The sequence below is a fragment of the Demequina salsinemoris genome, from assembly GCF_000974805.1.
In the GTDB taxonomy this organism is placed as follows: domain Bacteria; phylum Actinomycetota; class Actinomycetes; order Actinomycetales; family Demequinaceae; genus Demequina; species Demequina salsinemoris.
This window is the reverse complement of sequence record NZ_BBQZ01000001.1, coordinates 464,549-478,449: the sequence shown is the minus strand read 5'-3', so window position 1 is coordinate 478,449 and position 13,901 is coordinate 464,549. Positions and strand designations below refer to the sequence as shown.

General features: G+C 71.3%; 13 protein-coding genes. 6 read left to right on the top strand and 7 right to left on the bottom strand.

Annotated features, from left to right (window positions below):
• Positions 1-32: 32 nt before the first annotated feature.
• Positions 33-998 carry a DUF3152 domain-containing protein gene (locus tag AOP78_RS02230; RefSeq protein ID WP_062200942.1) on the bottom strand — a complete coding sequence of 322 codons (966 nt, stop codon included), beginning with the start codon at positions 996-998 and terminating at the stop codon, positions 33-35.
• 50 nt (positions 999-1,048) lie between these two features.
• Between AOP78_RS02230 and AOP78_RS02225 the strand changes: the two genes are divergently transcribed.
• On the top strand, positions 1,049-1,267 hold the full coding sequence (locus AOP78_RS02225; protein ID WP_062200939.1) for a DUF3107 domain-containing protein: 219 nt from the start codon (positions 1,049-1,051) through the stop codon (positions 1,265-1,267).
• A 46-nt stretch (positions 1,268-1,313) separates the two neighbouring features.
• On the opposite strand, the gene AOP78_RS02220 is transcribed toward AOP78_RS02225, so the two are convergent.
• Positions 1,314-1,808 carry a gluconokinase gene (locus AOP78_RS02220; RefSeq protein ID WP_236685263.1) on the bottom strand — a complete coding sequence of 165 codons (495 nt, stop codon included), beginning with the start codon at positions 1,806-1,808 and terminating at the stop codon, positions 1,314-1,316.
• A gap of 189 nt (positions 1,809-1,997) precedes the next feature.
• Between AOP78_RS02220 and AOP78_RS02215 the strand changes: the two genes are divergently transcribed.
• Positions 1,998-3,632 (top strand): DEAD/DEAH box helicase, encoded by a 1,635-nt coding sequence (locus AOP78_RS02215; RefSeq protein WP_083979705.1) that lies wholly within the window; start codon positions 1,998-2,000, stop codon positions 3,630-3,632.
• 273 nt (positions 3,633-3,905) lie between these two features.
• Here the strand turns inward: AOP78_RS02215 and AOP78_RS02210 are convergent, their stop codons facing one another.
• On the bottom strand, positions 3,906-4,730 hold the full coding sequence (locus tag AOP78_RS02210; protein ID WP_062200933.1) for a PHP domain-containing protein: 825 nt from the start codon (positions 4,728-4,730) through the stop codon (positions 3,906-3,908).
• 102 nt (positions 4,731-4,832) lie between these two features.
• Between AOP78_RS02210 and AOP78_RS02205 the strand changes: the two genes are divergently transcribed.
• A complete protein-coding gene (locus AOP78_RS02205) occupies positions 4,833-6,200 on the top strand; it encodes an aminopeptidase P family protein (protein WP_062200930.1) in 1,368 nt (455 codons plus the stop codon).
• Positions 6,201-6,346: 146 nt separating this feature from the next.
• A complete protein-coding gene (locus AOP78_RS02200) occupies positions 6,347-7,330 on the top strand; it encodes an LLM class flavin-dependent oxidoreductase (RefSeq protein ID WP_062200927.1) in 984 nt (327 codons plus the stop codon).
• Here the strand turns inward: AOP78_RS02200 and AOP78_RS02195 are convergent.
• Together AOP78_RS02195 and AOP78_RS02190 are read right to left on the bottom strand one after the other, a co-directional pair.
• Complete coding sequence (locus tag AOP78_RS02195; protein WP_062200925.1) at positions 7,327-8,196, bottom strand: DUF3800 domain-containing protein; 870 nt, start codon at positions 8,194-8,196, stop codon at positions 7,327-7,329. The two genes, AOP78_RS02200 and AOP78_RS02195, sit on opposite strands and share 4 nt — an antisense overlap.
• A 91-nt stretch (positions 8,197-8,287) precedes the next feature.
• On the bottom strand, positions 8,288-9,688 hold the full coding sequence (locus AOP78_RS02190; protein ID WP_062200923.1) for an aminotransferase-like domain-containing protein: 1,401 nt from the start codon (positions 9,686-9,688) through the stop codon (positions 8,288-8,290).
• A 173-nt stretch (positions 9,689-9,861) separates the two neighbouring features.
• Between AOP78_RS02190 and AOP78_RS02185 the strand changes: the two genes are divergently transcribed.
• Both AOP78_RS02185 and AOP78_RS02180 read left to right on the top strand, forming a co-directional pair.
• Positions 9,862-11,151 carry a magnesium transporter MgtE N-terminal domain-containing protein gene (locus AOP78_RS02185; RefSeq protein WP_062200920.1) on the top strand — a complete coding sequence of 430 codons (1,290 nt, stop codon included), beginning with the start codon at positions 9,862-9,864 and terminating at the stop codon, positions 11,149-11,151.
• Positions 11,144-11,686: a DUF1003 domain-containing protein gene (locus AOP78_RS02180; protein WP_062200918.1), complete on the top strand. Its 543-nt coding sequence runs from the start codon at positions 11,144-11,146 to the stop codon at positions 11,684-11,686. The genes AOP78_RS02185 and AOP78_RS02180 overlap by 8 nt, the downstream gene beginning before the upstream one ends.
• 105 nt (positions 11,687-11,791) lie before the next feature.
• On the opposite strand, the gene AOP78_RS02175 is transcribed toward AOP78_RS02180, so the two are convergent.
• Positions 11,792-13,261, bottom strand: a complete 1,470-nt coding sequence (locus tag AOP78_RS02175; protein WP_062200915.1) for a flotillin family protein — start codon at positions 13,259-13,261, stop codon at positions 11,792-11,794.
• Positions 13,262-13,285: 24 nt separating this feature from the next.
• The gene (locus AOP78_RS02170) at positions 13,286-13,795 is read right to left on the bottom strand and encodes a hypothetical protein (protein WP_062200912.1); all 510 of its coding nucleotides are present in this window, start codon (positions 13,793-13,795) and stop codon (positions 13,286-13,288) included.
• Positions 13,796-13,901: the final 106 nt, after the last annotated feature.

The following is a 13,901-nucleotide window of genomic DNA, read 5'->3' as shown; positions in this document are numbered from 1 at the left end:
ACGGGGGTCCGACACGATGAGATGCGGACGCGCTAGGACGAGGCCGAAGCCGCGGGCTCTGCCGAAGCCGCGGGCTCTGCCGAGGCGGTCGGCTCCGCGGACGGCGAGGGGTCAGCGTCGGGATAAGCCCACGGGTTCACGGTGCACGAGTCCTTCATCGACGTCTGGTCCACCATGACGCTCGCGAGGCCCTTCCCGCACTTCTCCTGGCCGTGTCCCAGCAGGAATCCCGCGAAGTGGGTGAGCACATAGCGCCGCGAGTCCTGCCTCGCATCCGCATAGACGTCGAGCCCCGCGGTCCAGTCGTAGAGCGAGACCACCATGATGCCTGCGGCGGCGCACGAGGAGGCGACCGTCGTGACGTCGAGCTCCTCGTCAGCGGACTCGGACGGCTCCGCGGATCCCTCGACGACGGGCCCCGACGCGAGCCCTGACTTCGGGTCGCTGCACAGCGCGGCTGCGGTGCGCGGGCTCGCGATCACGATGCGGGCGTCAGGAACCCCATCGGTGCGGAGGAACTCGATCGTCCCTCCGCTGCCCCACCCTCGATTGTCGTTGAGCGTGTCCATGACGAACTCGGACAGCTTGAAGACGTTGACGTCGAGCCCGTCCTCGACCTCGATCCGCACCCAGCGGGTCGCGGCGGCGGTGCCCGACGACTCCTCGGTGCCCGACACCGCTGTGAAGGTCTCGTCCGCGCGGAACGGGACGTCGACATCGACGATCCCCGCCTCCGTGTCGTCCTCGTCGAGCGCTCGCGTGATCGCCGGCTCGGGGGACGGTTCGACGGAGAGGCTGGGGATCGGGCTCGGGGTGACCGACGGCGTCGGGCTCGGCTCGGGCTCGTTCATCGACCGGTAGAGGTCGGGGGCCTGGATGGCCAACCACCCGCCGCCGACGCCGATCGCGAACCCGAGAACCACGACGAGCAGGACCTTCACCGCCGTGAGCGGGTCGATTCTCCTGGGCGCGAACAGGCCCCGGCGCTCGCGTTCCATCCCCCTACGATAGAGCCAGGAAACGTCCCAGCCGTACTCGGAGGTGCCAGGTGGAAATCAGGATCGGTGTGCGCAACGTCGCCCGTGAGCTCTCGTTCGAGACCACGATGAGCGCCGACGAGGTCGCCAAGGCCGTCGCCGCGGCCTCGGGTGGGTCGATGCTCGACCTCACCGCGGACAAGGGGCGCCGCATCCTCATCCCCGCCGATGCGCTCGGCTATGTGGAGATCGGCCAGGAGGAGCGTCACCGCGTCGGTTTCGAGGCCTGACGCTCGCTGACGACTCCTGGCGACCTCCGTCGCCAAGCAGGCTCCTTCAGGCGAGCACCTGACGCGCGTAGTCGACCGCCTGCTCGGGATCCGCGTGGGCGATGTCGATCGTGAGCCCGTCCTCGTCGCCTTGGAGCGGCTCGAGCGTCGCGAACTGCGACTCGAGCAGGCTCGCCCCCGCGAAGTGCCCGGTGTCGCGCGAGCGCGCGACCACGCGCTCCTCGAGCGCCTCGATCGGCGCGGTCAGGTGGATGAAGAACAGCGGCCCGGACGATGCGTCCCGCAAGCGGTCGCGATAGGCGCGCCGGAGCGCCGAGCAGGCGACCACCGCATCGTCCCTGTCGCCCAGCCACGCCCCGACCCGGTCGAGCCATGGCCACCGATCCGCATCGTCCAGGGGCTCGCCCCGCGACATCTTCGCGACGGCCTCGGGCGCATGGAGATCGTCGGCGTCCCCGAACTCGCTCCCGAGGGATGAGGCGAGCCTCACCCCCACGGTGCTCTTGCCGCATCCGGTCACGCCCATCACCACGATCCGCACCCAAGCCACTCTGCCATGGGCCTCTTCGCTCCGAAAGGGCCGCACGGTACACTTGTCCACGACACCAGGCTGACCGGTCGTCATGTGAAGCGCTCGGGCCCCGTAGACGGCGGCCCCGCACTGAAGGAAGTTCGCGATCGGCTGCCACCGATCGCGCCTCCCCGGGGCGCCCCACCGCAGGGAAACCACATGACAGACACGCACGCTTCCGTGCAGACCGCAGACAAGTCGTTCGCCGACTTCGACGTCAACCCGCTGATCGTCGAGGCGCTCGCCGAGAAGGGCATCGTCGCGCCGTTCCCGATCCAGGCCATGACGCTGCCGGTCGCGCTCGGCGGTCACGACATCATCGGCCAGGCGAAGACCGGAACCGGCAAGACCCTCGGCTTCGGCATCCCGCTGCTCCACCGCGCGATCGCGCCGGGCGAGGACGGCTGGGACGGCCTCGAGGACGCGCAGGGCAAGCCCCAGGCCGTCGTCATCGCGCCGACCCGCGAGCTCGCCGTCCAGGTCGCGGGCGACCTCGAGACCGCGTCGAAGAAGCGCTCGGTGCGCATCGCGCAGATCTATGGAGGCCGCGCCTACGAGCCGCAGATCGAGACGCTGAACAAGGGCGTCGAGGTGGTCGTCGGCACCCCCGGCCGCGTGATCGACCTGCTCAACCAGGGCCACCTGGACCTGCGCTACGTCAAGACCGTCGTGCTCGACGAGGCCGACGAGATGCTCGACCTGGGCTTCCTGCCCGACGTCGAGAAGATCCTCGCCGCGACTCCCGCGTCGCGCCACACGATGCTGTTCTCGGCCACCATGCCGGGCGCCGTCGTGACCCTCGCGCGCCGCTACATGATCCAGCCCACGCACATCCGCGCGAACGACCCCGAGGACTCGGGCGCCACCGTCAAGGCGATCAAGCAGGTCGTCTACCGCGCTCACGCGCTCGACAAGGTCGAGGTCGTCGCCCGCATCCTGCAGTCCGAGGGCCGCGGCCGCACCGTCGTGTTCGCGCGCACCAAGCGCACCGCCGCCAAGGTCTCCGACGAGCTGCGCGACCGCGGCTTCGCGGCCGGCGCGATCCACGGCGACCTGGGCCAGGGCGCCCGCGAGCAGGCGCTGCGCGCGTTCCGTCACGGCAAGGTGGACGTGCTCGTCGCGACCGACGTCGCAGCGCGAGGCATCGACGTCGACGACGTCACTCACGTCATCAACTACCAGTGCCCCGAGGATGAGAAGACCTACCTGCACCGCATCGGCCGCACCGGCCGCGCGGGCAAGACCGGCACCGCCGTCACCTTCGTGGACTGGGACGAGATCCCCCGCTGGTCGCTCATCGACAAGGCGCTCGACCTCGGCTACCCCGAGCCCGTCGAGACCTACTCGTCGTCCCCGCACCTGTTCGAGGACCTCGACATCCCCGCCGGCACCAAGGGCCGCCTGCCCAAGGACAAGCAGGTCCTCGAGGGCCTCGAGGGCGAGGAGCTCGAGGACCTCGGCGAGACCGGCAAGAAGCACGCCGGCGGCGGTGAGCGTCGTGGCGGCCGTGACGGCGGCCGCGGTGGTCGTTCCGAGGGCGGTCGTGGAGGCCGTTCCGAGGGTGGCCGCGAGGGCGGCGGACGCAACCGTCGTCGTGGTGGTTCCGGCTCCGGTGGCGGCTCCGGCTCGGGCGAGGGCCGTGGCCCGCGCACGGACGCGCCTGCCGCGTCCGACGCCGCACCGAAGGCCGAGGGCGACCGTCCCAAGCGCAACCGTCGACGTCGCCGTCGTGGCGGCTCGGGCGGCGGTTCCGGTGAGGGCCAGGCCCCGCAGGCTCAGCCCGCCGCCGAGTAAGACTTCAGACACGACGAAGGCCGGGTCGCTCCTTCGGGAGCGGCCCGGCCTTCGTCGTGTCAACCCCGTCACGGAGCGCTCCTCGCAGCCCTCAGCGCAACCCGGCTCCGCACGTCCTGCACACGTTTCGCACTGCACCAGGCGTGTCGCGGCCCCGACACGCCGTGCGCACGGTCAGGTGTGTGCAGGACGTGCGGCGACGAACTGGCAGGCGACGGGCAGGGACGATGCGGCACAGACGACGCGCCGACGTCGCCGCAGCACCTCAGCCTGTCAGCCCCTGAGCGCCTCCAGCGCCTCGAGCACCTCGGGAGCGGTGAGGTTCTCGCCGAGCCGGTTGAGCTTGCCGGTCCCGTGGTAGTCGGAGGATCCGGTCTGGAGCAGCCCGTACCTCTCGGCGAGCGTCGCGAGATGCGCCCGCGTGGCCTCGTCGTGGTCACGGTGGTCGACCTCGAGGCCCGCCAGCCCCGCCTTGGCGAGCTCCGCGATCGCCCAGTCGGGCACGGTCTTGCCCCGCGCATGCGCGCCGGGATGCGCGAACACCGCGACCCCTCCCGCCGCGCGGATCACGCCGATCGCCTCCTCGACCTCGGGCGCGTAATGCGGCACGTAGTACGGGGAGCCGTTCTTGAGGACGTGCGCGAACACCTCATCCCTGGTCTGGAAGGCGCCGCGCTCCACCAGGGCATCGGCGATGTGTGGCCTGCCGACGGTCGCCGACACCCCCGCGCGCGCCTCGACGTCCTCCCAGTCCAGCGGGTAGTCGACAGCGATCTTCTCGACGATCTCCCGAGCCCGCCCGACCCGCGCCTCCTGGGTCCTCGCGAGCATCGCCCCGAGCGTCGCATCGTCCCGGCGTGGCCAGTACGCGAGCATGTGGACCGACACCCAACGGTGACGGGCCGAGACCTCGATCGCGGGGATGAGCCGCAGCCCGCGCGCGTCGGCCTCGGCCTGCGCCTCGTCCCAGCCGTCCATCGCGTCGTGGTCCGCGAGCGCGACCACGTCGAGCCCCGCCTCCGCGGCCTCGCGCATGACCTGCGCGGGCGAGCCCGTGCCGTCGGAGACGGTCGAGTGCAGGTGCAGGTCGATGCGCATATCGCCACCCTAGGCCGGATCGCCGGGACGATGCCGGAGCAGGCCTCGGGGACGGGTCCCCGACCGTGCGGGGCGGGGTGGGCCGGGTGAGACGATTGCTCCATGAACGATGACAAGGACGATCTCAACAAGGCGCGCACCGGGCGCCCCAACTCGGCGGCGTTCAAGGAGTTCCTCGCCGGCGGCTGGGCGGAGCCCGAGGCCGCCACGACGACGCTGATCGCGGCGGCGCCCTACGCGGCCGAGCGCCGCGCGCGCCTGAGCGCGCGGTTCCCCGGCAAGCGCATCGTCGTGCCCGCGGGCGACCTCAAGGTCCGCTCGAACGACACCGACTACCGCTTCCGCCCCGCGTCGGACTTCGCGTACCTCACGGGCCTCGGCGCCGACCACGAGCCCGGCGCGGTCCTCGTGATGGAGCCCACCGACGACGGACACGATGCGATGTTGTACCTTATTCCCCCGGCTGTCGCGGGAGATGAGGGCTTCTACGCGGATCCGCGCTCGGGTGAGTTCTGGATCGGTCGCCGTCCCGGGCTGGCCGAGTTCGCCGCCATGACGGGCATCGCGACCGCGGACCTCGCGGACCTTCCGGCCGACATCAAGGTCGCCAAGCACCCCAAGCACAAGGTCGCCGTCGCGCTCGCCGAGATGAAGTTCGTCAAGGACGAGTACGAGATCCAGCAGCTGCGCGACGCCGTCAACGCGACCATCGCCGGCTTCGAGCGCGTGGTCCCCGAGCTTCCCCGCGCGAGCGAGCACAAGCGCGGCGAGCGCGTCATCGAGGCCACCTTCGACGGCCTCGCCCGTGAGGAGGGCAACGGCGTCGGCTACGAGACCATCGCGGCCTCGGGCCCGCACGCCACCACGCTGCACTGGATCCGCAACGACGGCCAGGTCCGCAGCGGCGACCTGCTGCTGCTCGACGCCGGCGTCGAGATGGAGAGCCTCTACACCGCCGACGTGACCCGCACCCTGCCCATCGACGGCACCTACTCGCCGGTCCAGCGCCAGATCTACGAGATCGTGCTCGAGGCCGCCGACGCCGGATTCGCGGTCGCGAAGCCCGGCGCGCGCTTCCTCGACGTCCACGCGGCCGCGATGGAGGTCATCGAGAAGCGCCTGGTCGAGATGGGGATCGTCCCCGACCACGAGGACCCCGAGGCGAAGCTGTTCCGCCGCTGGATGGTCCACTCGACCTCGCACCACCTCGGGATCGACGTGCATGACTGCGGGCTCGCCAACCGCGAGCACTACATGGAGGGCGTCCTCGAGCCCGGCATGGTGTTCACGATCGAGCCCGGGCTGTACTTCAAGTCCGACGACATGACGGTCCCCGCGGAGCTGCGCGGCATCGGCATCCGCATCGAGGACGACGTGCTCATCACCGAGGACGGCTACGAGAACCTCTCCGCCGCCCTGCCCCGCACGCCCGACGAGATCGAGGCCTGGATGGCGCGCCTCGCGCGCTGAGCCGTCGAGCGCTCAGCCGTCGCGCGCTGAGCCGTCGCGCGCTGAGCGCCCGAACGCGAGCCGGGGCCCGCGCATCGTCCTGCCGGGATGATGCGCGGGCCCCACCGCGTTGGACCTCTCGGATCCCCGACCCGAGAGGCGCACCCATGCCCGTGAAGCTGTCCCTGCTCGACCTCGCCGCCATTCCGCCCCACGGCACGGCACGCGACTCGCTGAGCCACTCCGTCGACCTCGCGCGAGCCGCCGAGACCGCGGGATACGAGCGGGTGTGGTACGCCGAGCACCACAACATGGAGTCGATCGCCTCGTCCGCGCCCGCGGTGCTCGTCGCGCACGTCGCGGCGCACACCTCGTCGATCCGGCTCGGCTCGGGCGGCGTGATGCTCCCCCACCATTCGCCGCTGACCGTCGCCGAGCAGTTCGGCACGCTCGCCGAGCTGCACCCTGGCCGCATCGACCTGGGGCTGGGCCGCGCACCCGGCGGCGACCAGTCCATCTACCGCGCGCTGCGCTCGGACCCGGCCGCAGCGGACCGCTTCCCCGACGACGTCGCCGAGTTGCGCGGCCTGCTCGCGGGCGAGACCCGTCCCGACGGGATCAGGGCGACCCCCGGCGCGGGCACGCGCGTGCCGCTGTACATCCTCGGCTCGTCCCTGTTCGGCGCGCAGCTCGCGGCCGCGCTCGGCCTGCCCTACGCGTTCGCCTCGCACTTCGCGCCGCAGGCGCTGCACCAGGCCGTCGCCGTCTACCGCGACACCTATCAGCCCTCGGAGGAGCACCCCGAGCCCTACGTGATCGCGGGCTTCAACGTCGTGGCCGCCGAGGACGGCGACGCGGCGCGGGAGATGTTCGCCGCCGCGCGACGCGACCGGGTGCGCCGCCTCATCAAGCGCGGCCCCACGGCCCGCGACTACTCGGACGCGGAGATCGAGGAGTTCCTGGGGACGGCGCAGGGTCAGCACATCGCCGCGATGATGTCGCGTGCGGTCGCGGGCACGCCCGACCAGGTCCGCCGCGGGCTCGAGGCCTTCGCCGAGGAGGCCCGCGCAGACGAGATCATCACCGTGCACTCGGCGCTGGACGCCGACGCGCGCGTCGAGTCGGTCCGGCTGACGGGAGCCGCAGGCTAGCCCTCCGGCAGGGGCTCGATCCGCGGGTACGCCTCAAGCTCGGGGTAGACCATGATGCCCGCGCCGTGCGTCTTCTGCGCCTTCCAGTGGGCGGCGAAGCACGGCGCGATCGCTCGCCACAGGTACTGCTTCTCGGCGGGCGGCTCCTGCCGCTCGTACCACTCGTAGACCGAGTAGGCGACGATGTCCGCGAGCTGGATGATCTCGCGGTCGAGCGTGCTGAAGTGCGAGTCGATCCACAGCGGCTTGTCGAGCACGGGCTCCAGGCGGGGCCGGTTGCGCTCCTTCTTCTCGAGCTCGGCGCGCGCGGCGTACATCGCGCCTGACTTGAAGTAGGCCTCGTGCTCGTCCTGCTGATCCGCGACGAACAGCGCGCCCTCACCGCGGTTCACCTGATCCAGCACGAGCGCCACGCGCTCGTAGAGCCGCGTGTAGGCGACGGCGAGCGGGTCGATGTCCTCGCCCGACTGCCGCAGGGCGACCTTGTCCACGAGCGCGGTGAAGATGAGCGGCTTGAACTTCGCGAAGACCTGAGCCAGGTCGACCAGCAAGTTGTCCATGACGGCGGGGTCGTCCGCCTCCCGCCACCCCTCGGGCAGGAACCGCACGCGCTCGTGCCCATGCAGACGCGTCGAGTGCGTGAGGAACCGTCCCTTGATCTCCGAGCGGCCCCAGTCCTCGGCCCCGACGCTCGCGGGGAAGTACCGCCGCTTGATCCCGATCAGCTCGCGCGCGAGCAGCTCGCGCGACGAGTCGTGGATGCCGACGGCCGCGAGGACGAACAGGTCGCTCGGCGTCCCATGCGAGCTGTGGCGCGGCGCTCGCGCCGCCGTGTCGCCGCACTCGTCGATGTAGAACAGCAGCATCGTCGCCTCCTGGTCACCTCCAGCCTAGGAGCAGACCAGGGACGATGCGAGGGCTCGGACGCGCGCTGACGCGGACGATGCGGGACCCGGGTCAGGCGGCGCGCTCGGCGAGCATCTTGATTCCCAGCCGCATCTGCTCGGGCGGGAGGTAGAACGGCAGGCGGAAGTGACCGGTCGCCGCTCCAGGGATGACCTCGAACGCCGAGCCTGGAGCGACGGGGGCTCCCGCCGCGTCCGACCTCTCGGCGAAGCGGTCGGCGTTGCCCTCGCCGAGCTCGACCCACAGGGAGGGCCCACCCTCGGGCTCGTGCCACGACCAGTCCAGCCCGTGCTCCTCGACCGCGCCGCGGGTCGCCGCGAGGGACTCCCGCAGCTCGCCGATGCGCCACGCGAGCGTCTCCTCGTAGTGGTCCTTGAGCAGCCGCGCGGCGATCCGCTGGAACACGGCGGGCGAGCCGAGGTCCATCGCGGCGCGCCGGTGACGCAGCTGGGCCGCCAGGGTCGCGTTGGTGTGCAGCCAGCCGATGCGCAGGCCTCCCCAGAACACCTTGGACATGCCGCCGACGGTGATCACCGAGGCGCCCGAGCCGTACGACGCGAGCGGACGACGCGGACGGCCGTCGAGCGCGAGATCGCCGATCGTGCGGTCGTCGATCACGGTCGTGCCGACCGCGGCCGCGGCATGAAGGACCTCGAGCGCGGACTCCTCGCTCATCGCGGTGCCGGTGGGGTTGTGGAACGTCGTGAGGTACGCGAGGTCGGGGCGGCTCGCGCGCAGCAGCTTCGCGGCGGCCGTCGCGTCGAGGCCCGCATCCCGCATCGGCAGCGCGAGAGGCCGGGTGCCGGACGCCTGAACCGCGTCGAAGACGCCCGGGTAGGTGATCGACTCCAGGGCGACGGGCTTGGTCGCGCCGCCGAGCATCGTCACGACGAGCCACAGCGCCTGCTGCGCCCCCGAGGTGATGACGACCTCGTCGGGCCGTGCGGGCACGCCGTGCGCGCGAAGGTGATCGGTCACCGCGAGCACCAGGTCGCGGTCGCCGAGCGCCGCGTAGCCGTTGCCGACCGTCGGACTCCCTCCGACGAAGGTCGGCAGGTCCGCGAGCGCCTCCGTCACGATCGGCGCGGGCGGCGGCGACGCCGTGTTGAAGGCGACGAGAGGCTCGTAGCGTCCCGTGAGGATCTTGCTGAAGCGGTCCTGCGCGGACAGCGCCATCACGCCGCGCGACAGCGATCCGAGGCGCGGCGCGGCGCCCGGCTTGACCTCGAGCCAGCCGGACTCGCGCAGCTGCTGGTAGGCGGCGGTCACGGTGTTGCGGGACAGGTGCAGCTCGGCCGCGAGCGCCCGCTCGGAGGGAAGACGCGTCCCATGCTCGAGCGAGCCGGACTCGGCAAGCGCGACGATCGCGTCGGCCAGCTGCTGGTACAGCGGCCCGCGACCCGACTGCCAGTGGTCGAGGACGGCGGTGAGCTGCTGGGCGGCGGTGAGCATGGACTCATGCTGGCGGCAACCGGCACCCTGTCGCAAGTGCCAGTCTCGGATGTATCGGCACCTTCGAGCCGGTGCCAGTCAGTGCGAAGGTCACCGCCGTCGCCACCCCGAAAGCCGCACGCACCTCGACCGATGTACCTGTGACGACGGCCCCGCCTGGCTAAGGTTGTCCCATGAGCACCGGAAGCGAGCGCGTCTACGTCGCACGACTGGCCGGCACCACCGTCTTCGACCCCCTGGGCGATGCCGTGGGCCGCGTCCGCGACGTCGTGCTGCTCGTGCGCCGCAGCGGCGGCTCCCCGACGGCCGTCGGACTCGTGGTCGAGGTCCCTGGACGACGCCGCGTCTTCATGCCGCTCACGCGCGTCACCTCGGTCTCGCCCGGCCAGGTCATCTGCACGGGCGTCATCAACCTGCGCCGATTCAAGGCGCGTGCAGGAGAGACCCTCGCGATCGCGGAGGTCTTCGAGCGCAGCGTGCGCCTGAAGTCGGACAAGACCACCGCGTACGTCGAGGACCTCGCGATCGAGCCCGACCGCACCAGGACGTGGCACGTCACCAAGCTGTACGTGCGCCGCGCGGAGCGGCGCAAGGGCGTTCTGGGCTTCTCCCGCCGCGGCGAGGCCCTCGTCGTGGACGTCGACCAGGTGACGGGCCTGTCCACGCGGGACAAGAACCAGGGCGCCGCGCTCGTCATCGAGTCGTTCGAGGACCACAAGCCCGCCGACCTCGCGGCCGCGCTCATGGAGATGTCGCCGTCGCGTTCGGCCGAGATCGCTGCGGCCCTGGACGACGAGCGGCTCGCCGACGTCCTCGAGGAGCTGCCCGAGGAGGACCAGATCGCGCTGCTCTCGACGCTCCGCTCGGAGCGCGCGGCCGATGTCCTCGAGGCGATGGACCCGGACGATGCTGCCGACCTCCTGGGAGATCTTCCCGAGACGCAGGCCGCCGCGCTTCTCGAGCTCATGGAGCCCGAGGACGCCAAGAACGTGGAGCAGCTGCTCGGCTACGAGGACGACACCGCGGGCGGTCTCATGACGACGGAGCCGGTCATCGTCGGGCCGGAGACGACGGTGGCGGCCTGCCTCGCGGCCGTGCGCAAGCAGGAGCTCCCGCCCGCGCTCGCCTCGATGGTGTTCGTGGTGCGCCCACCTCTCGAGACGCCCACCGGCCGCTACGTCGGGCTCGTGCACATCCAGCGGCTCCTGCGTGAGCCGCCTCACGACGCGATCGGCGCCTACGTGGACCAGGCGATCTCGCCGCTCGACCCCGACGACAGGCTTCCCGAGGTCGCTCGCCGCATGGCCGCCTATGACATCCTCGCCCTGCCCGTCGTCAGCGACGAGCGACGCCTGCTCGGCGCGGTCTCGATCGACGACGTCCTCGACCACCTGCTGCCGAGCGACTGGCGCGACCACTTCGACGAGGACTCCGGGCCGGAGCCGGAGGTGGCCCGTGGCTGACTTCCGCCTCGACAAGCCCAAGGGCGACGAGCGCGGCTTCTTCCGCCGCCGCGCGCGCTCCGCCTCGAGCCCCGACCGCGCCGGCAAGATCTCGGAAGGCATCGCACGCTTCCTCGGCACCCCGCGCTTCATCTTCTACCTGACGATCTTCTGCATCGTCTGGCTGGCCTGGAACGTGTGGGCGCCCGACCACCTGCGCTTCGACTCCGCCGCGAACGGCTTCACCGCGCTCACGCTGATGCTGTCCCTCCAGGCCTCGTACGCCGCGCCCCTGATCCTGCTCGCGCAGAATCGTCAGGACGACCGCGACCGCGTGGCCGCCGAGCAGGACCGCCAGCGGACCGAGCGCTCGCTCGCGGACACCGAGTACCTTGCCCGCGAGGTCGCGGCGCTGCGCCAGGCGATCAACGAGACCGCCACGCGCGACTTCGTGCGCTCCGAGCTGCGAGCACTGCTCGAGGAGCTGCGCGACGACGACGATGGCGACGACCCCGACGAGGCCGAGGACACGACGCCCCGCAGGAAGCGTCGCTGACCCCGCATCGTCCCGGCCCTCGCATCGTCCTGGCATGACGAAGGGGCCACCCACCCCGGATCGCTCCGGTCCCCCGCGGGTGACCCCTCGCCTGCTGCCGGCCCGTTACTCCTGGACCGGCGCGTCCTTGTCCGCCGACGCTGCGTCGGCCGACGCCTCGGCCTTGACGAGCGCGGCGCGCGCGGCGCCGAAGTCGCCCATCGCGACCCCGTTCGCCGTCTCGGTGTCCTTGGAGAACATGCCGAGCACGTCGATGCCCGTGGTGCCCTTGATGACCTCGAGGCCCTGCGTGAGGGTGCTCGCGACCGTCTTGGTGAGCGCGCCCGCGCCCTCGGTCGAGACGACCGTGAGGTTGTCGATCGCGCCCATCGGCGCGGAGGCCTCGCGGATCACGCCGGGCAGCCCGTCGAGGACGACCTCGATGAAGCCCTGCTCGGGCATCTTCCTGTAGGCCTCGGCCTTGGCGTCGATACCGGCGGCCTCGGCCTTGCCCTTGGCCTCGATCGCGGTCGCCTCGGCGGCACCCTTGGCCTGCGTGACCGCGGCCTCCGCCTCACCGCGGGCCCTGTTGGCCGCCGCCTGCGAGTCTCCCTCGAGGCGCTCGGTCGTGGCGTTCGCCTCTGCCTTGGCCACCTGCGCCGCGGCGAGCGCCTCGGCCTCGACCTTGGTCGCGTAGGCACGGGCGTCCGCGGGCTTGCTGACCTCGGATGCGAGGCGCATCTCGGTCACCTCGGCACGCTTGCTCTCAGCGATCCGCTCCTGCTCGAACACGAGCACCTGCTGCTCGGCCGCGGCGATCGGGCCGGCCGAGTTGGCCTTGGCCTCCGCGGTGTCGGTGTCCTGCTTGATCGCCGCGATGCGCAGCGTGAGCTCGCGGTTCGCGTCCGCGATCGCCTGCTGAGCCTTCGCCTTGGCCTCCTCGGACTCGCGCTGAGTGTTCGCCTCCGCGATCTCCGCGTTGCGTCGCACCGCGGCCGCCTCGATGCGGCCCAGGTCGTTGATGTACCCGGACGGCGTCGTGACGGACTGGATGTTCAGCCCCTCGAGCACCAGGCCCCACTCGGCGCAGGCCTCGCCCGTGACGCGCAGGACGCGGTCCTTGAGCGTCTCGCGGTCGGAGTTGATCTCCTCGACCGTCATGGTGCCGACGATGGCGCGCATGTCGCCCTCGATGTTCTGGGTGACGAAGTCCTCGATGTTCTTCGGGTTGACGTTGAAGCGCTCGGCCGCGTCGCGCACCGCACGCTCGTCGCCGCCGACCTTGACGTTCGCGACGCCCTCGAGGTTGACGAGGATGTTCTGGCTGGACGGCGACTCGCGCACCGTCCAGGCGATCTGCCTGGTCTCAAGGGACATCGAGGTGTGCTTCTGGACGAACGGCCAGACGAACACGCCGCCGCCGCCGAGGACGACGCGGGACGGAACCGTGCCGCCGCCGGCCTCCTTGGACTTGGAGCCCGAGATGATGAGCGCCTCGTCCGGGTCGGAGACCTTGTAGCGCGACACGATCGCCCCCACGACCGCCAGCGCCGCGACGACGCCCCCCACGATCGCGATGATGGTGATGGTTTCCATGATTGCCTTTCTTGAAGCCCAGGCTCAGTCGGTGAGCCGGGAGATCTGAACCTGCGTGGTGGAGATGACGGCGTCGATCACGACGCGGTCGCCCTCACGGAGCTCGTCAGGCGAGCGGAAGTGCAGGCGCCGCGACGAGCCGAGGAACGTGACGGCGACGGTGCCCGCCATGCCCGCCTCTCGCGGGGCCTCGACGATCACGCCCGTCGAGCCGACGATGTTGTCAAGGCTCGCGGCACCCTCGGGCTGCTCCTGGCGACGGGCGACGAGCACCGTCGACCACGCGAGCAGCCAGCCGAGGCCGGCGCCGAAGATCGCGATGAGGATCGAGACCCACGGAGCGGCGTCGGGCAGGAGACCGACCGCCGCCGCCCCGAAGAAGCCGAAGCCGGCGAGCGTGCCCGCGATCGAGGTCGATGACAGCGCGCCATCCGGAACGAAGTCGACGGCGACGTCGAACAGATCCCCGATGATCAGCGCCAGCAGCGCGATCCCCAGACCGACGCAGCCGATGACGAGATAGGTGACGACCATGCCGCCCCTCACTTTCCCCCATGAGGCCGGAGGAGCCCTGTGCCCCCCGCCTGGCAGAAAACGTACCCGAGTGCCACGTTTGCCCGGAACGGCCCTGGGGATGATT